The 18,616-nt window shown below is 34.5% G+C and carries 16 protein-coding genes and 1 pseudogene; 12 read left to right on the top strand and 5 right to left on the bottom strand.

Going from position 1 to position 18,616, the window contains the following annotated elements; translation table 11 throughout:
* Positions 1-67: 67 nt before the first annotated feature.
* The 11 genes and pseudogenes from AC1DS7_RS15940 to AC1DS7_RS15890 all read left to right on the top strand — a co-directional run bounded on the left by AC1DS7_RS15940 (position 68) and on the right by AC1DS7_RS15890 (position 12,127).
* Positions 68-772: a metallophosphoesterase family protein gene (locus AC1DS7_RS15940; protein WP_002029682.1), complete on the top strand. Its 705-nt coding sequence runs from the start codon at positions 68-70 to the stop codon at positions 770-772.
* A 212-nt stretch (positions 773-984) separates the two neighbouring features.
* Positions 985-1,656 (top strand): response regulator transcription factor, encoded by a 672-nt coding sequence (locus tag AC1DS7_RS15935; RefSeq protein WP_002091066.1) that lies wholly within the window; start codon positions 985-987, stop codon positions 1,654-1,656.
* Between the two features lie 11 nt (positions 1,657-1,667).
* Entirely contained in the window at positions 1,668-2,906 is a 1,239-nt protein-coding gene (locus AC1DS7_RS15930) for a sensor histidine kinase (protein ID WP_016101860.1), read from the top strand.
* A gap of 234 nt (positions 2,907-3,140) precedes the next feature.
* Positions 3,141-3,962 carry a hypothetical protein gene (locus AC1DS7_RS15925; RefSeq protein WP_002140315.1) on the top strand — a complete coding sequence of 274 codons (822 nt, stop codon included), beginning with the start codon at positions 3,141-3,143 and terminating at the stop codon, positions 3,960-3,962.
* Positions 3,963-4,005: 43 nt separating this feature from the next.
* Positions 4,006-4,734, top strand: coding sequence for a C39 family peptidase (locus AC1DS7_RS15920; protein ID WP_002125127.1), 729 nt, complete (start codon positions 4,006-4,008; stop codon positions 4,732-4,734).
* Between the two features lie 293 nt (positions 4,735-5,027).
* A pseudogene (locus tag AC1DS7_RS15915) lies at positions 5,028-6,071 on the top strand (HAMP domain-containing protein); the annotation flags it as partial.
* A complete protein-coding gene (locus AC1DS7_RS15910; protein WP_474372810.1) occupies positions 6,063-7,010 on the top strand; it encodes a methyl-accepting chemotaxis protein in 948 nt (315 codons plus the stop codon). The pseudogene AC1DS7_RS15915 and the gene AC1DS7_RS15910, both read left to right, overlap by 9 nt.
* A 78-nt stretch (positions 7,011-7,088) precedes the next feature.
* Positions 7,089-8,687, top strand: coding sequence for a sensor histidine kinase (locus tag AC1DS7_RS15905; protein ID WP_002029689.1), 1,599 nt, complete (start codon positions 7,089-7,091; stop codon positions 8,685-8,687).
* A gap of 1 nt (position 8,688) precedes the next feature.
* Positions 8,689-9,396 (top strand): response regulator, encoded by a 708-nt coding sequence (locus AC1DS7_RS15900; RefSeq protein ID WP_016101858.1) that lies wholly within the window; start codon positions 8,689-8,691, stop codon positions 9,394-9,396.
* A gap of 122 nt (positions 9,397-9,518) precedes the next feature.
* On the top strand, positions 9,519-10,865 hold the full coding sequence (locus AC1DS7_RS15895) for a 2-hydroxycarboxylate transporter family protein (protein ID WP_002029691.1): 1,347 nt from the start codon (positions 9,519-9,521) through the stop codon (positions 10,863-10,865).
* Between the two features lie 59 nt (positions 10,866-10,924).
* Positions 10,925-12,127 carry an NAD(P)-dependent malic enzyme gene (locus AC1DS7_RS15890; protein ID WP_016101857.1) on the top strand — a complete coding sequence of 401 codons (1,203 nt, stop codon included), beginning with the start codon at positions 10,925-10,927 and terminating at the stop codon, positions 12,125-12,127.
* Positions 12,128-12,420: 293 nt separating this feature from the next.
* Here AC1DS7_RS15890 and AC1DS7_RS15885 read toward each other — a convergent pair whose 3' ends face one another.
* Positions 12,421-12,945 (bottom strand): DUF4871 domain-containing protein, encoded by a 525-nt coding sequence (locus AC1DS7_RS15885; protein ID WP_002010428.1) that lies wholly within the window; start codon positions 12,943-12,945, stop codon positions 12,421-12,423.
* A gap of 181 nt (positions 12,946-13,126) precedes the next feature.
* Positions 13,127-14,053 carry a DMT family transporter gene (locus tag AC1DS7_RS15880; protein WP_002140321.1) on the bottom strand — a complete coding sequence of 309 codons (927 nt, stop codon included), beginning with the start codon at positions 14,051-14,053 and terminating at the stop codon, positions 13,127-13,129.
* Between the two features lie 120 nt (positions 14,054-14,173).
* On the opposite strand from AC1DS7_RS15880, the gene pdxR reads away from it, so the two are divergent.
* Positions 14,174-15,574: a MocR-like pyridoxine biosynthesis transcription factor PdxR gene (pdxR, locus tag AC1DS7_RS15875; protein ID WP_016101855.1), complete on the top strand. Its 1,401-nt coding sequence runs from the start codon at positions 14,174-14,176 to the stop codon at positions 15,572-15,574.
* A gap of 33 nt (positions 15,575-15,607) precedes the next feature.
* On the opposite strand, the gene AC1DS7_RS15870 is transcribed toward pdxR, so the two are convergent.
* From AC1DS7_RS15870 to AC1DS7_RS15860, 3 genes are all read right to left on the bottom strand, one after another.
* A complete protein-coding gene (locus AC1DS7_RS15870; RefSeq protein WP_002029700.1) occupies positions 15,608-16,120 on the bottom strand; it encodes a GNAT family N-acetyltransferase in 513 nt (170 codons plus the stop codon).
* A 146-nt stretch (positions 16,121-16,266) separates the two neighbouring features.
* The gene (locus AC1DS7_RS15865; RefSeq protein WP_016101854.1) at positions 16,267-17,730 is read right to left on the bottom strand and encodes a HAMP domain-containing sensor histidine kinase; all 1,464 of its coding nucleotides are present in this window, start codon (positions 17,728-17,730) and stop codon (positions 16,267-16,269) included.
* Between the two features lie 77 nt (positions 17,731-17,807).
* The gene (locus AC1DS7_RS15860) at positions 17,808-18,479 is read right to left on the bottom strand and encodes a response regulator transcription factor (RefSeq protein ID WP_002010439.1); all 672 of its coding nucleotides are present in this window, start codon (positions 18,477-18,479) and stop codon (positions 17,808-17,810) included.
* Between the last annotated feature and the right edge of the window lie 137 nt (positions 18,480-18,616).

Here is an 18,616-nt window from a genome sequence, read left to right as displayed (position 1 = left end):
GATTCAGAAATTTCTATCGTTTTAATCTATAATTAGAAAGAGAATGGTTTAGAAAGAAGGGGAAGAAATGAAGAGAATACTTGTTATTAGTGATATTCATGGAGAAATAGAAAAGTTCGAACAGTTATTGGAAGAAGCTCAATACGATGCAAGACAGGATCAATTGATTTTATTAGGGGATTATGTAGATCGTGGTCCAAATGCGCGTGCAGTAATTGAAAAGGTAAAAGAGTTAAAAGAAGCGGGAGCCCTCGTTCTAAAGGGCAATCATGAAGATATGATGATCAAGGCGTTAACGACTGATGAGGAACGTTCATGGAACCATTGGGTAAAAAGGAATGGTGGAGATAAAACGTTATATAGCTATGGATTTGTAGAAGAAGACATTGCGGTTAATGAGGAAAACTTCCAAAAACCGATTTTACAATCTCATATATTAGAGGAACATGTAACGTTTATTCAAGAATTAGATCATTACATTGAAACAGAAGAGTATATCTTTGTACATGCTGGTGTTGAGCCGATGAACCGAGTTTCTGAATCTGAACCATATACGTTAATGTGGATCCGTAATGAATTTCATAATGGATATAGCGGCGAAAAGGTTGTTGTATTTGGCCATACGGAAACAAAAACGCTTCATGGTAGTGAGAATTGCGGAGTGTATTTTGGTAGTAATCGTATTATTGGAATTGATGGCGGTGCGGTTTATGGTGGTCAGTTAAATTGTTTAGAATTGCCGAGTAAAAAGGTGTATGTAGTAAAAAATTGAAAGAGATAAGGGTAATCTTATTTCTTTCAATTTTTTATTAAGCAAAATTTAAGAAAGAGCCTTTATAATAAAGGTTCAAAATTTTATATCGAGCAAAACTTTAGAAGGAAATAGTTGAAAATGAAATTACATAATATGATTACATTATTTCGTTATGAAGAGAAGAGATGCAATAATAAAGAGAGTTGAAATAGATTGTGGAAGGTGAGAATATGCGCTTACTTGTAGTAGAAGATAATGCCTCGTTATTAGAGTCTATCGTACAAATTTTACGTGATGAATTTGAAGTGGATACGGCAATGAATGGGGAAGACGGCTTGTTTTTGGCGCTGCAAAACATTTATGATGCAATTTTGCTTGATGTGATGATGCCAGAAATGGACGGATTTGAAGTGATTCAAAAAATACGTGATGAAAAGATTGAAACGCCAGTCCTGTTTTTGACAGCGAGAGATTCTTTAGAAGATCGAGTGAAAGGATTGGACTTTGGTGGAGATGATTATATTGTTAAACCGTTTCAGGCCCCTGAATTAAAAGCGAGAATTCGTGCATTACTACGCAGAAGTGGTAGTTTAACAACACAGCAGACCATTCGCTATAAAGGAATTGAATTGTTCGGAAAAGATAAAGACATTCAAGTAGATGGACAAGGTATTAAGCTGACATTAAAACAATACGAGCTACTAGAGTATCTCATTCAAAATAGCGGGAAGATTTTAATGCGTGAACAAATTTTCGATCGTGTTTGGGGATTTGATTCAGATACGACAGTAGCAATTGTAGAAGTGTATGTACATCATTTACGTAAAAAATTAGAACCATTCGGTTATCAGAAAGATATTCAAACCGTTCGTGGTATTGGATATATATTAAAAGAACAATGAGAAAGGGAAGCATGTTTCAAAAGACACGTATTCGTCTAACTATATTGAATTCGTTAGTATTTATCCTATTAATAGGTGTATTAGGTAGTATTATTTATTCGTACACATACAAGCGTACTTATAATGAAGTGGATCAATCTATAAAAATGATAACTCAGTATAGAGAAAAATTTGATGTTAAAATGCCACCACCAAGAAAACGTATAGAGAATATCAAAATTCGAGACCCACGGATAACTATAATAACTTGGAATGGAAAAATAGTGGAGATAGAAGGCGATAACCATAAATTTCGCTCTAACTTTGAAGGGGATTTGGAAAAGTTTTCTCCAAAAAAGGTAGGGGATTTGCAAGATATTGAAGTGCAAGGACGATATTTTAGAACGTTTGCGTTTCAAGAAGATGGAAAAATAGTTCAAATTGTACGTGATACAACAGCTGAAGAAGAAATGCTAAATACTTTATTTTTAATTCTCATAATAGGTTGTAGCATAGGAAGTCTATGTGCAATAGGTATCGGTTTTTTCCTAGCTGGCAGGGCACTCATACCTATTCAAAATTCATGGGAGAAACAGCAGCAATTCGTTTCCGATGCATCACATGAATTAAGAACACCGCTTGCAGTTATTCAATCAAAAACGGATGTATTATTCCAGTCCCCATCCGCTACGATAGAAGAAAAAGCCGTGGATATCTCTACAATTTCAAAAGAATGTAGGCGGCTATCGAAACTCGTTAGCAATTTATTGTTGTTAGCACGTTCGGATTCTAATCAAATTGAGATGGATAAGAAAACATTTGAACTGGATAAGTTGTTAGAAGAAATTATAAATCCATATAAAGAAATTGCCTCTTATCAAGAAAAAGCGATGATATTAAAAGTAGAACGTGATATAACATTTATGGGTGATAGAGAGAGAATCCATCAAATGATGGTCATATTGTTAGATAATGCGATGAAGTATACGAATGAAGATGGGCATATTCAAATTGATTGCACACAAACGAGTAATTCAATTCGTATACGGGTGAAAGATAATGGGATAGGAGTTAAAGAAGAAGATATTCCAAATTTATTTGATCGTTTTTATCAAGGAGACAAAGCAAGAAGTATGTCAGAAGGAGCTGGGTTAGGTCTTTCAATCGCTAATTGGATTGTAGAAAAGCATTATGGAAAAATATCGGTAGAGAGCAAATGGGGAGAAGGAACTTGTTTTGAAGTGATTTTCCCAAAAAATCAAAGATTATAAGTGAGAAGACGACCTTGTTTTTACAAGGTCGTCTTTTTTAAGGGAAAGTTAAGGAATAACTTGTAGCATGTATTACATAATGGAAACTTGTGATGGAAAGAAAAGATGTAAGGTTTTTTTGAATGAACTGGATAAATCATAAGGTTATTTCTAACAGAGATGAAGTTTATGTATAGTATAAAAAAAAATTATGGGAAAGCTGGAAAAAGAAAGCGTGAGAGGGAGGAAGAAGTCTTGAAAAAGAAAATGATGACGGTATTCACTATTGGAGTAATGAGTTTAAGTATATTAGGGGGTGCCTCCCCTTCTGGAATGACAAAAGGAAAGACAGATTACACGCAGCGTAGTAAAGAACAATTAAATGATGGGAAAATACATGCAATGCATACGGAAGAAAAAGCGGAAAAGTTAGGCATTGAAACGGATGGGAAAGAACAAATTACGTTAGAAAAAGAAATTCATGAGACGGAAGTAGGAAGAGAAGCTAATCAATTAGGTATCTCGGCAGAAGGGAAAGATGTTGGAATTCTTTCAGAAGAAATTTATGAAACAAAAGTGAGGAAAGAAGCGTTGAAACTAGGAATATCTATAGAGAATACGTCGATTGTAAGTTTAATTGATCAAATTAATAAGATTAAAATTAATAATGAAGCAGAAAAGCTTGGTGTTTCAACTGAAGGAAAAGAAATAGAAGAGATTGAGGAAGAAATCTACGGAACGAAAGTTAGAGAAGAAGCAGAAAAGCTAGGTATTGCTCAACAAGGAAAAGAGATGGAAGAGTTAGCAGGGGAAGTGTACGAACAAAAAGTACAGGAAGAAGCAAAAAAATATCATATTGATTTATATGGCAAAGATATATATCAAGTATTAAGAGAAATAAATGAGCAAAAGGTAATAGAAATAGCAGATGAGCTAGGTATGGATAGAACGAATTTGAAGATTCAAGATTTAGCGGAGAAGATAAATCTTGAACAACCTGAAAAGGGAAAAGAGCTTAAGTTTGTTCCTATGGTTCAAACAGATGCTAATGCGTTTTATTCGTATTTAACGAATTAAAAAGGGCGTGAGAGTGATACGAAAATGGAAGTGGTATATATGTATGGCCTTACTATGTATAGGGGTATGGGGTGCATATACAAATGGAATTACAAAGTATGTGGAGAAAGTAAAGGGGTTACTATTTTCAAGTGTACAAAGTCAAAAACGAATAGAGTTTAGTAATAACGATGAAAAAGTCATGTTATCAAATGTGCCTTTAATTCAGCAATTACCAGAGTTAGATAGAGGCTGCGAAGTAACAAGTTTAGCGATGATGTTACAATACGCAGGTGTTTCTGTAGATAAGATGAAATTAGCAAATGAAATAAAAAAAGTTAATTTTATGGAAGATGGTGTACGTGGGAATCCGAATGAAGGATTTGTAGGGAATATTTATACCTTTTCTGAATCCGGATACGGTGTATATCACGGACCACTTTTTCAATTAGCAAAAAAATATTTACCGAATAAAGCTGTGGACTTAACAGGGAAGAGTATAGAAGAAATTTATAAGAGTGTAAAAGCAGGGCACCCGGTAGTCATGATTACGAATGCAACATATGCTCCTTTAGATGAAGATGAATTTACTACATGGGAAACAAATAGTGGGGATGTTTCTATTACGTATAATGAACATTGTGTTGTACTTGTTGGGTACGATAAGGAATCTGTATATATTCGAGATCCCCTCGATGATAGCTTAGATGTAAAAGTGCCAAGAGGAAAATTTGAACAGGCATGGGTGCAGATGGGGAGTCAGGCAATTAGCTATGTAAATAACTCCAAATAAATTAGGAAGAAGAGCATGAACTATATAACTATAAGGTGAAGGATAAAGATTTAAGGAATTGTAAGAGAAGTTTTGCAGATTTTTTTGAAGAGAAGCTGTTAAAAAACAAGAGAACTTTAGCTTATTATATATGCTAAAGTTCTCTTGTTTTTTAGGATTAAAATGTTTAGGAGAAGTGGATATGTAAAAATGCATAATTGACGAAAAAATTACATGTTATCATTATATATTGTTTTATACATGTTGATTGTATAAAATTACACAAGTGTTCTATTACATAAAGGAGGATTATTATGCAAAAAATATTTAACTGGGTTAAATGTATGAGTATCAAGAAAAAATTAATCATTTCATTTTTTCTTATTTTAACTATACCAGGACTTATTATCGGTGGTGTTTCATATCAAACTGCCAAAACAAATTTTGAACAACAAATTACAGGTAAAGCAAAGGAAAATATTTCAGTTTTAAATACTGTTATTTCTCAAAATATAGAAGAGAAATTTGTTGATGCGGCGTACTTTGCAGACATTTTAACAGAGGATACATATCCAAACGGACAAGAAGAAATAGTAAGAACGAAGTTAGCGCAATATATAAAACTTCATCCAGAAGTAGAAGGTATTTATATTGGAACACAGGCAGGAAAGTTTATAAGAGAACCATTTATCCAAATGGCTGATGGCTATAACCCAACAGATAGATCTTGGTATAAAGAAGCGCATGAAAATAAAGGAAAGGTAATTGTTACTGCACCATATCAATCAGCATCTACTAAAAATATGGTAGTGACAATTGCTAAAGAAGTAAAAGATGGTAAAGGTGTTATAGGAATTAACTTAAATTTAGATAACATCTTAAAAATTTCCAAAATGATTAACATTGGTGAAAAAGGTTATGCAGTTATTTTAGATCAAAATAAGCAAATTGTTAGTCATCCATCTAGAAAACCAGGTGCAAAAGTTACTGATCCGTGGATTAAACCAATTTATGAAGAAAAACAAGGAAATGTGTCTTATACAGAACAAGGTGATAAAAAGAATTTAATCTTTGCAACAAATGAGAAAACAGGATGGAAAGTAGTTGGAGTTATGTTCGACGAAGAAATTACCCAAGCTGCGAATCCAGTGTTTTATAAGACTTTGATTGTCATTGCTATCGCTATTGTATTTGGTAGTGTATTAATTTATTTCATTACAAAGTCTATTACAAGACCATTAAGAAAAATAGCTGACTCGGCACATAAAATTAGTAAGGGAGATTTGACAGAGAAAATTACAATCCATTCCAAGGATGATATAGGGAAATTAGGGAATTCATTTAATGAAATGTCTGCCTCTTTACAAGATGTGATTACTCAAATTAGTTTTTCAGCAGAACATGTCGCTGCATCGGCTGAAGAGTTAACAGCGAGCGTACAGCAAGCAAATGATGCGACAGATCAAATTACAATTGCAATGGAACAAGTATCAGGTGGGGCTGAATCACAAAGTCAAGGTGTTGAAGAAGGTGCGGCTACATTACAACAGGTAAATACAGCAATTCAAGATGTAACTGGAAGCGCGGAATCAATTTCTATCTCCTCATTACATGCGAGAGAAAGAGCTGAAGAAGGGGAAGAATTGGTTGAACAAACAGCAAAACAAATGCAGTCTATTTCTAAATCGGTATCCGAGTCAGATGCTATTATTAAACTTCTTGATGAGAAATCAAAGCAGGTAGGAGCTATTTCTGAAGCAATTCAAAATATTGCTACTCAAACGAACTTATTAGCTTTAAATGCGGCTATTGAGGCGGCAAGAGCAGGTGAGCAGGGAAGAGGATTTGCTATTGTAGCTGATGAAGTTAGAAAATTAGCAGAGCAATCAGGAGAATCATCTGGAGAGATTGCAAATTTAATTGCAGAAATTAAGGCTGATATTGAACATACTGTTAAGGCAATGGATAATGTGAGTGGGGAAGTTCAACAAGGCTTAGATGTTGTAACAAAAACGAAAGTAAGTTTTACAGAAATTTTAAGTTCTACTACTCATATTGTTTCTCAAGTTAATCAAATGGTAGAAACAACGAAGAGAATCGCTGGAGATGCAAATGAAGTGACAAACGCTATTGATGAAATTGCAGCGGCTGCAGAAGAAAATACAGCTAGTATGCAAAGTGTTGCAGCTTCAACAGAAGAACAAGTAAATTCGATGGAAGAAATTAGTTCGGCTTCGCAAAACTTAGCTGAGATGGCCGAAGAACTACAAGCAATGACTAGGAAATTTAAAGTATAATAACAGCAAATAAGTAAGGTGAAAATAATATCACCTTACTTATTTTTATATTCAGTAATTAGGGGAGTCATTAACGGGATGAAAAAAAGAAAAAGACTATGGAATTTATGGAAAACGATTACATTGTTAGTTTGTACAGTTGTAATTTTTTCTTTACTTGTTACAGATATATTAATTAGTCATAATGTAGAGCGGACAACGGAGGATAGCCAGGCAGAGAAAGCGAAAACAATTGCACATATTGTGGCGAATGATTCGATTGTAATCGATGGTTTGATTGGGAAAGCAGGTACTTCTGCAATTCAAACGTATACAAATAGGATATTAAAAAACACAGGTGTTCAATTTATTGTAGTTATGGACATGAATGGAATAAGAAAATCACATCCAGATCCTCAAAAAATAGGTCATCATTTTATTGGGGGAGATGAAGGGCCTGCATTGAAAGGAAAGGAACATGTATCGCTAGCAGAAGGAACTTTAGGTATTTCAATGCGAGTGTTTGTACCTATATTTTCTGAAACAGGTGAACAACTTGGCGCGGTGGCCGTTGGTATCTCGGCAGATAATGTAAAAGAGAGAGTTAAGGAAAGTAGACATATTATTTATATCGGTGTCGGAGTTGGAGTATTAGTCGGACTTATAGGAGCAATATTGCTAGCTAGACATATAAAGAAAAGTTTATTCGGTCTTGAGCCGCACAGGATAGCGAAAATTCTTGAAGAAAGAAATACGATGTTACAATCTGTAAAAGAAGGCATTATTGCTGTAGATAAAGAGGCGAGAGTAACGTTAATTAATAATGAAGCGAAACGGCTATTTAAAAAAAGTGGACTGGAAGAAGATTTTATTGGTAAAGATGTTGAGTTGTATATGCCAAATTCGCGTATAAAAGAAGTGTTGCAAACGGGAGAGGTACAATTAAACGAAGAACAAAATATTTATGGAATTACGATTGTGACGAATCGTGTTCCTTTATATGTAAAAGGAGAAATAGTTGGTGCGATTGCAACATTTCGTGATAAAACAGAAATTAGAAAACTAGCAGAGGAACTAACTGGTATTAGGCTATATGCGGAAGCATTACGGGCACAATCTCATGAATTTATGAATAAAATGCATGTCGTATTAGGGCTAACACATATGAAACAGTATGAAGAATTGCAGAAATATGTAAGTAGTATGGTATCAGAGCATCAATATGAAATTGGCGGGATTATGAAAAAAATTCAAAGCCCAGTATTTGCTGGATTTTTACTAGGTAAACTTAGTTATGCTAGAGAGAAAAATATAAAGTTAGTTATAAAAGAGGATTCTTACTTACCAGAAATATATGATGAACGTATCATTCATGAACTGATTACCATTGTCGGAAATTTAATTAATAATGCATTAGACGCAGTGACGAATTGTGAGAAGAAGCAGGTTGAAGTTGGAATACAATATGGGGATACATTAATAATTACAGTACAAGATACGGGGAAAGGCATACAAGAAGATAAAATTGATGCATTATTTATAAAAGGTTATTCTACAAAGGGTGATAATCGGGGGTATGGTTTGCATCTTGTAAAGGAAAGCATACAGCGAATAGATGGGGAAATTTATGTTCATTCATCGTTAGGAACCGGAACGACAATAACGATTGAAATACCTAAAAGTAGGGATGAGAGATAAGATGATCAAAGTTTTGATTGTAGAAGATGATCCGATGGTTGCGATGTTAAATAAGCATTATTTAGAGCAAGTGGGAGGGTTTGAACTTGTCCATGCAGTTAACTCAGTTAAAGAAGCGATAGAAGTGATAGAGAGGTCACGAGTAGACTTCATATTACTTGATATTTTTATGCCTGAGGAGACTGGATTTGAGCTTTTAATGTATATTCGAAATCAAGAAAAAGAAATTGATATTATGATGATTTCAGCTGTACATGATATGGGAAGTATTAAAAAAGCATTACAATATGGAGTTGTAGACTATCTAATTAAACCATTTACATTTGAACGCTTTAAGGAAGCATTAACGGTGTATCGAGAAAAATTTACTTTCATGAAAGAACAACAAAAAATTAGTCAATCGGAATTAGATTCGTTAATTTTACAAAAAGAAAAAAGAGAGTCCTTTGACTATAAAGAGCTTCCGAAAGGATTAACAAAGCAAACATTGCAACTCATTTGGCAGAAAATCGAATCGCTTAATGGACAAGCATTTACAACTGATGAAATGGCGCAATTAGTAGGGGTTTCGAGAGTTTCTATTCGAAAGTATGTAATGTTTTTGACTGAAATCGGAGTATTAGAGAATGAAATGGTGTATCAAAATGTGGGAAGACCGGTGAGTAAATTAAGGTGTATTGACCGGAATAAAATAGACTTTTACGTATAAGCGGCTTATTATAAGTCGCTTATACTTTTTTTAATTACAAAACCAATTACAAAACTTACAAAAACTATTTTTACTATTGAAAGCGTTTTAATATTGTTATTAAGAAAACAAGGGGGTGCCATATGGGAATTCAAAAAAATGTGGAAGCGGTATCATTTTCTGAAGGCAATGAATTGAAAAGTGAATCTTTCGCTTCTAAAATTATGAACGTTAAAATCGGTGTTATACCTTTACCGTTATATGTAGTATTGGCTGCTATTATTTATGGAGCATCTGTATATAATAAATTACCAGCAGATATGATTGGTGGTTTTGCAGTTATTATGATCATGGGTATTTTCTTAGGTGACATTGGGATGAGAATTCCAATATTAAAAAATATCGGTGGTCCAGCAATTCTCTCATTATTTATTCCATCGTTACTTGTATTTTTTAACTGGATGAATCCAGCTTCAATGGAAGCTGCGACCATGTTAATGAAAAAATCGAACTTTTTATATTTATATATTTCATGTTTAGTAGTTGGAAGTATTTTAGGAATGAACCGTAAAGTATTAGTACAAGGTTTCGTTCGTATGTTTATTCCTTTAGTAGTAGGGACGTTAGCTTCTGTAGCAGTAGGCTTATTAGTCGGTTCACTATTTGGATTTGAAATGAAGCAGACATTCTTCTTTATCATCGTACCAATTGTGAGTGGTGGTATCGGGGAAGGAATTTTACCATTGTCGCTAGCTTATAGTGATATTTTAAATGAATCATCAGCAACATTTGTATCACAGCTTATTCCGGCAGCTATTATTGGAAATATGTTTGCAATCGTGAGTGCAGGGTATATGAAGCGTTTAGGTGAGAAGAAACCGGAGCTTAGTGGGAATGGTGTATTAGTAAAAACAGACAATCAAGCAGATTTATTAAAGGAGCAAAATACAGAAAAACCAATTGATTTCTCATTAATGGGAGCAGGATTATTGATTGCATGTACATTCTTTATTTTCGGAGGATTCGCTTCTAAGTTTATCGGTATTCCAGGAGCAATCATTATGATTTTTTCAGCGGCAATTGTGAAGTACTTTAATCTAATGCCAGCAAAAATGGAGCAAGGAGCATTCCATTTATATAAATTCATTTCAAAGAATTTAACATGGCCATTAATGGTCGGTTTAGGATTGCTATATATTCCTTTAAAAGACGTAGCAGCAGTTCTTTCGGTAGGATATGTTGTTGTGTGCGCATCGGTTGTTCTTACAATGGTAGCGTCAGGTTTTCTTGTAGGGAAAGTGATGAAAATGTATCCAGTTGAATCAGCGATTGTAACTGGATGTCATAGTGGTTTAGGTGGAACTGGAGATGTTGCTATTTTATCAGCTTCAAATCGTATGGAATTAATGCCGTTCGCACAAATTTCAACGCGTTTAGGCGGGGCAGCAATGGTCGTAACAGCGACAATTTTATTAAAAATGTTTTCATGATCAAACAAGCTAGCTATATTCATATAGCTAGCTTGTCAAATTAAGGGGAGATTATAAGTATGTTAGAAAAACAAATTAATGAAAGATCATTGTTATTGCATAAAGAATTAGTAGGGAAAATTGAAATTACAAGTAAAGTAGAAGTGAATACAGCGGACGATTTAAGTTTGACTTATACACCGGGGGTAGCAGAGTCTTGTAAAGCAATTGCGGCAGATGAGGAAACAGCTTATGACTATACAGCACGTGGTAATATGGTTGCAGTTGTTTCAGATGGAACTGCAGTACTTGGTTTAGGGAATATTGGACCGAAAGCGGCTATGCCTGTTATGGAAGGGAAAAGTATTTTATTTAAGACATTTGCGAATGTAGATGCTTTCCCGTTATGTTTAGGGACGACTGATGTGGATGAAATCGTTACCCTTGTTAAAAATTTAGAGCCTACATTTGCAGGAATTAATTTAGAGGATATTGCAGCACCACGTTGCTTTGAAATTGAAAAACGATTAAAAGAAGAAACGAATATTCCTGTATTTCATGATGATCAGCATGGGACGGCTATTGTTGTTTTAGCAGCTGTTATTAATGCATTAAAAGTTGTAAGTAAACAAATGGACGATGTGAAAATTGTTATTAACGGTGCGGGTTCGGCAGGAATTGCAATTGGAAAATTATTATTAAAAGCTGGCGCAAAACACATTACGTTAGTTAGTTTAGAAGGTATTGTTTGTGAAGGTGAAACATGGATGAACGAAGCGCAAATCGAAGTTTCAAAGAAGACAAATCGAGAATACGTACGTGGAACATTAAAGGAAGCGATTCATCAAGCTGATATTTTCATCGGTGTATCTGCTCCTAACGTATTAACGAAAGAACTTATACAGACGATGAACGAGAAACAAATTGTGTTTGCAATGGCGAATCCAATCCCAGAAATATTCCCAGAGGACGCATTAGCAGCTGGAGCTGCTGTAGTTGGAACTGGTCGTTCTGATTATTCAAATCAAGTAAATAATGTATTAGCGTTCCCTGGTATATTCCGTGGTGCATTAGACGTACGCGCGACTGATATTACAGAAGAGATGAAATTAGCAGCAGCATATGGGATCGCTAACATAATTACGGACGAAGAGCGTAATGCGAATTATGTAATTCCAAATCCATTAGATAAAAGAGTTGTTCCAAGTGTTGCAGAAGTAGTAGCGAAAGCAGCCATTGATTCAGGTGTGGCACAGATTACGAAAATGCCAAGTTATAAATAGTCAAAAGCAGCGCCTTAAAAAGGCACTGCTTTTTTTGAGATAAGAAATCAAAATAATGAAGAAGTGTAAATTTATTCAAGCCCCTTTCATTATTTATTTAACTCCATTGCAACTTGTTTACCATTTATTAAAACCTCAGTTACTGCTACGATCACTTCTATCATTTTTTTCATCTCTCATCTCTCCTCGCGTCATTTCTTACTTTAAGTATAAGAGAAGAGAGATAATCCACCTATCGAAGTACGTGACGTAGAAATTACATTGTTGTAAGGAAGTGTTTCAGTTTTGTCACTTTATTCGGCATTGATTACAAATTGATCATAATATCTTTCATTCACATATATGTTTAATACCCATAATCCAGATGAAGGTAGTGACATTACGAGAGGGAGTTCCTTTACGGTTGTATCGACTGTATTTGAAGTAGTCCAAGTTTGTTTGGAGGTTTCTTTTTGAAAGAGTACTGGTGTTGGAGTTGTAGTTCCTTGTTTTAACGCGATAATAGATAGTTTTCCAGTTGGCATTTCAGGATCCAGGAAGAACCACATTATTTCATTTTGCTCATTTGCGATAATAGAGCTATCAGCCATTGCAATTTTTCTTTCAATGCCTTTTAACGGTATTTTTCCTTCTACGAATGATGGTGCTTCTTCCCAATTTACATCTTTTAAGACACTAAGGTGAAAAAAGGAAGGTGCGTTAATTTGAGAGGATGAAGTTTCTATTACTTCTTTTTTAGGTACATTTGAATCGGGTTGCGATTGCGCGCAGCCAGTAATGAGGAAGGAGAAAAGTAGCATAGTTCCGATTTTTTTCATGGTGCCACACTCCTAAATTTTATTGTTAGTGTAATTGTATTTGCTAGAAGACGAGACAATTCCTTTAAATCATAAAAAGAGGTCGTAAGTTTTGTACGACCTCTTTTGACATTTTCTATTCCAATTGTTGAGGGCTAATAATCAGTGGGGGATGGAACCCCCCACTGATTAAAGTTTCACTTTATATTTGCTCAGTTGAAAAGGTTGGTTCTCTCTCTTTTTGAGGCATTGTTAAGAAAATAACAGAAAGAACGATACATACTCCGCCTAATAATTGATATGCTCCAAAAGACTCATTAAGCCAAGCGATTGAAACGATGGCAGCTACAAGTGGTTCAATGCTAGATAAAATACTTGTTTCTGTTGCTGCTAAATATTTAAGACTCCCGATATAAAGAAGGAAAGAAAGAGTGCCACTTATAATGATAAGAATAAGCATAGAAAAAGTTTGAAGTGTGAAAGTTTGCGAAATCTGATTCCATCCAAAAGAACGATTACAAATAAGCAGTGCAATCCCTCCAATTAACATCCCCCAGCCAATTACTATAGTTGTTCCGCATTCTTTAATAAGGGAAGCCGGATGAAGGGTATAAAACGCAAAACCAATCGCTGTTAATAGGCCGAAAGTAATAGCTGCTTTAGATAAAACAATATTTTCGATTGAGCCATTTGTAATAATAAAGTATGTTCCTGTTAGCGCAGTTATAATTGCGAGTATTTGCATAGAAGCAGGGAATTTCTTTTGCTCAAACGCAACGTAAATGGTAATAAGAACAGGGCCTAGAAATTGAAATAGCGTTGCCGTTACGGCATTACTAATATGAACTGTTTCGATAAAAGCGTACTGCGCACCAAGCATGCCAAGAATAGAGAAAATAATAAGCTGTATAGAATGTCTAGGGTGTCTCCAAATTTGAAATATGTTTTGTTTCTTTATTAGTAAGAAAGACAAAATAAATACTCCTGCAAGCAACAAGCGAATTGTTAAAAAATCAATTGATGATACGTTCGTATGTTGAAATAGCCATTGAATCATCGGTCCAGATAATCCCCATAATGTGGCTCCTGTAATAATCATAATGAGTCCGATACGTCTACTTTTGTTCATGATCATGCATCTCCTCTTTAGTATTTGATTTTTTATGTGTGACATGATAAAAGGAATTATATATAAAATCTGGTACTGTAAAAAGTATCAGATTTTAGTTTTATTAAGGGGTCAGATATTATGTTAGAATTAACGCCTAATTTAAATATGAATAGTAAGAAGGCATTGTATGTGCAGTTGTATGAGTATATAAAAAAAGAAATTAAAGATGGAACGATTCTATCTTTTACGAAATTACCGGCTAAGAGGAAGCTAGCAACATATTTACAAGTAAGTAAAAATACAGTAGAGGCAGCTTATGAGCAACTTCTTGCCGAAGGATATATTGAGTCGATTTCTAGAAAAGGTTATTTTGTATGTGAAATCGAGCAAATGATTCATGCGGAAGGTAGCGAAGAGGTAATAGGGGAAATACCTTTTCAAGAGCAGGTATATAAATTTGACTTCACTCAAACGGGTGTGGATACTAGCACTTTTCCGTTTCATGTATATCGAAAAATTACGAACGAGGTATGGCAATTTGAAAATAAAGATTTACTTTTTATTGGACATCCGCAAGGGGAGGTAAGTTTACGAGAAGCAATCGCGAGCTATTTGTATGAATCTAGAGGTGTGCGATGTTCGGCTAGTCAAATTGTAATCGGAGCTGGTACGCAAATATTAGTGAAGTTGTTATTTCAATTGTTAAAAGGAAGTGGTTATGCAGTTGAAAATCCAGGCTACCACCGAAAGATGGTTGTTTTTGAACAGGGTGAACAAAATGTTCAAATGTTATCTTTAGATAAAGATGGTATTTGTATTTCAGAGTTAGAAAATAGTTCAGCTAATATTGTGTTTGTTACACCTTCTCATCAGTTTCCATATGGGATGATTATGCCTATCACGAGAAGGATGCAGCTTTTACAATGGGCGAAGAAAGAAGAAGGTAGGTATATTGTTGAAGATGATTACGATAGTGAATTTCGTTATTCGGGAAAGCCGATTCCAGCGCTGCAAGGGTTAGATACAGACGGGAAAGTTATTTATATGGGGACGCTCTCTAAAGCGCTATTGCCATCATTACGGATGAGTTATATGGTGTTGCCAAAATCCCTCATTAAGCAGTATCAAGAGCAATATTTATTTTACACACAAAGCGTTTCAAGAATGGATCAAGAGATCATTAGGAAATTTTTAAATGACGGGCATTGGGAAAAACATATTCATAAAATGCGTGTTGTGTACCGAAAGAAGAGAGACCGTCTTGTTTCGGTATTAGAAAAATATTTTTCTAATCGCATTGAAGTAATAGGGGAAGATTCCGGCCTACATATTTTATTAAAAGTGCATAATGGGATGGAAGAGAAAGAATTAATGGAAGCTGCAGCTGAAAGGAGTATTAAAGTGTATCCTGCTTCGATATATTATAAGGAAGAGACTTCTCCCAAAAGTACAGTATTGCTTGGATTTGCGACTTTATTAGAGGAAGAAATTGAAGAGGCCATTCAATTATTATATACAGCATGGTTTACAAGAAAGTAAAAAACATCCTCATAAATGGAGGATGTTTTTTTATTACTTTTCTTCATCTAGGAAAAGAACCATATGCTCTTCATCCCAATATTGTCCGTTATATTTTAATGAACGTTCTTGCACGCCAAATGTTTTAAAGCCTAATGACTCATAAAGTTTTTTTGCACCATCGTTTCCGACAACAACATCAAGCATAACTTGCTCTACTTCTAAAGATTTAGCAAGCTCAAGACATTCTTTAATAAGTGCTTTTCCCGCTCCAAGTCCGCGTGCTTTTGGAGACACGTATACTGAACCGATTTTTGCTTTATGTTCTTGTTTTACATATGGTTTCGTTTCCAGTGTTGCAACTCCGATTAAAGTGCCATCTTTAAATGCACCTAGTGTATAGTTCTCATCTTGTGCTAATTTTTGGGCTTTATATTCAATAGCACACTCTTTATTAATAATATCTTCATAAGAAGAGCTGAAAGCTTCCGGATTTTGTTTTAATCCTTCTACTCGAAGTTCTAAGTAAATTTCTGCTTCGTCTTTTGTTAATACATGGATATCCAATTGTATCACCCTCCAAATCTTTGACAGTTATACCTATATTTTATATTGAAATAAGAATAATTTCAAAAGCTTAGCTTATAATAGTTGGTTTTATAAATAAAATAGCACCAGTAGTGTTGACTACTACTGGTGATTTCACGCATATATTATACAAATGGTAATTCAATTATAAATTCTGTTCCGACTTCTAATTCGCTTTTAACTTCAATAGAACCATTATGAAGTTCTACAATTTCTTTTGCAACGGCCAGTCCGATACCTTTTCCACCTGTAGCTCGTGTTCTGGATTTATCGACACGGTAAAAGCGATCAAAAACATGTGGGATATCTTCTTTTGGAATACCTTCACCTTCATCTTGTACACTTATTGTAAAAGTATTCGCACTGGTTAGTACACGTATTATTATAGAAGTGTTTTCTGGTGAATGTTGATAAGCGTTGTGTAATAAATTTAACATAACTTGTTCCATACGTCTTTCGTCTATGCAAACTTCTAAATCATCTTTGCAATGTACATGGAGTTGCATTTGTTTGTTTGTTAATGTTGTTTTTGTTTTTTCAACCATTCGTTCTAAAAATGGTTTAAGAATTACTTTTTGTTTTTTTATAACAAACTGGTGTTGCTCTAATTGTACAAGCATAAATAAATCTTGTACGAGATCGGTTACACTATCCGTTTCGTCTTCAATGATTTGTAAGTATTCTTCACGTTCTTCTTTCGTTAGAGAATCTCTTTTTGCTACCTTTGCATAACCTTTCATATAGGTTAATGGAGTTAGTAATTCATGCGCTACACTAGCGAGAAATTCGTTTCGTTCTTTTTTCATATACGTAAGTTCACTAGATAAATCTTCAATCGTTTTTGCTAAGCTTCCAAGTTCATCATTTCGTTTAATTCCTAATTGAATCGGCTTATTTAATTTTGACATTTTTTCTGTCGCCCGCTTCATTTTTATAAGCGGTTCTGTAATAACACGAGAAAAAACAAAGACAGAAATAGTAGTTAAAATAAGTGTCAAAACACTAATGATAAGAAATTGATTCATGAGTTTAAGTAACATATTTTCTAAGAAAGATGTCTTTAATAACATATATAACTTACCTTGAAATCCTTGAATTTCCAGCGGGCTTACTGTTGAGATGAATTTTGATTTTTTCCAGTTTTTTTCAACGATTAATCCACCTTCTGGGATAGTCTCTGTTTTACAAGTAAGTTGTTTTTGCATTTCTTTCGTTACGGGTTCTGAGGTAGAAATAATTTTGCCGTTATTGTCTGTTATAATGATAGCTATATCAGAGTTAGCAATTAATTCTGATTCAACTAAGTGTTCAGCCTCAGTGTTGATATCAAACTCGGGGTACACAGCACGTTTAGGCCGTTTACTGTGTTCAGCGCTTTCTGTGAGTTGCCTTTCTTTAGAATATGCACCCCACTTCGCGCGGTTTTTAATCATTTTACTATAGCGATTTCCTTTCTCTAAAAGAGCAAGAGTTTCCTCTTCAATGCGTATGTTTGAAAGGTTCTTATAAAAAGATACGAAGGCAATTGTTTCAATACATAAAGCTAATATTAAAAAGTATGTCCCAACTTTAAGGGAAAGTTTGCTCATGTTCTCACCATACCTTATTTCATATAGAGTGAAACTTTAATCAGTGGGGATTTATCCATCCCCACTGATTAAAGTAATTATTCACTTTTCCATTTATATCCGACTTTATAGACGGTTTCTAAGTAATCTTCAACTGGAAATTCTTTTTTGCGTAATTTATCACGGATATTACGAATATGTGAATCGATAGTTCTGTATTCGATGTCTGTTTGATAGCCCCAAATTTTTTCAATTAAATCATCACGGCTGTAAGCACGGTTTGTATTTTGTAAAAAGAGTCCAAGTAACGAGAATTCAATAGGAGTTAGTGAGATTCTTTCACCATAAACTGTAACAGTATGTTTCGTTTTATCCCACTCAATACCATTGAAGCTAACAAAGCCATCTTTCTTCGTACGGCGTAATATAGCCTCGATTCGCGCGACTAATACATGCTCATCGAATGGTTTTGTAATGTAGTCATCTGCTCCCATAGTCAGACCTTTGACCATATCATAATTTTGGTTGCGAGCTGTTAGCATAATAATTGGAACGTTGGAAATTTGACGGATTTGATAGCAAGTATCCCACCCATCCATATTCGGCATCATAACATCTAATAAAATAATATCGAAGTCCTTTTGTTCGATTAATTCTAGCGCTTCAAGGCCAGAAGTAGCTTTCATACAAAAATAGCCACGAGGGCTTAAGAACAGATCTAACAATCGTAACATACGTTCTTCATCGTCTACTAATAAAATTTTCACCATAATCTTGTGCACCCCAAACTATTCATTCTACTTGTATAGTTTACATGAAAATAATAAAAAACTCTTTTTATGTGATTGAATGGATGGCTGATTTTTTCAATCAGGGCAATTGACATAAAAAATGCACTAGTTTTGCA

The organism is Bacillus sp. P4_E1, from assembly GCF_056401715.1.
Note: the sequence above shows the minus strand (reverse complement) of the source record. Positions and strands in the feature narration are given on the sequence as shown.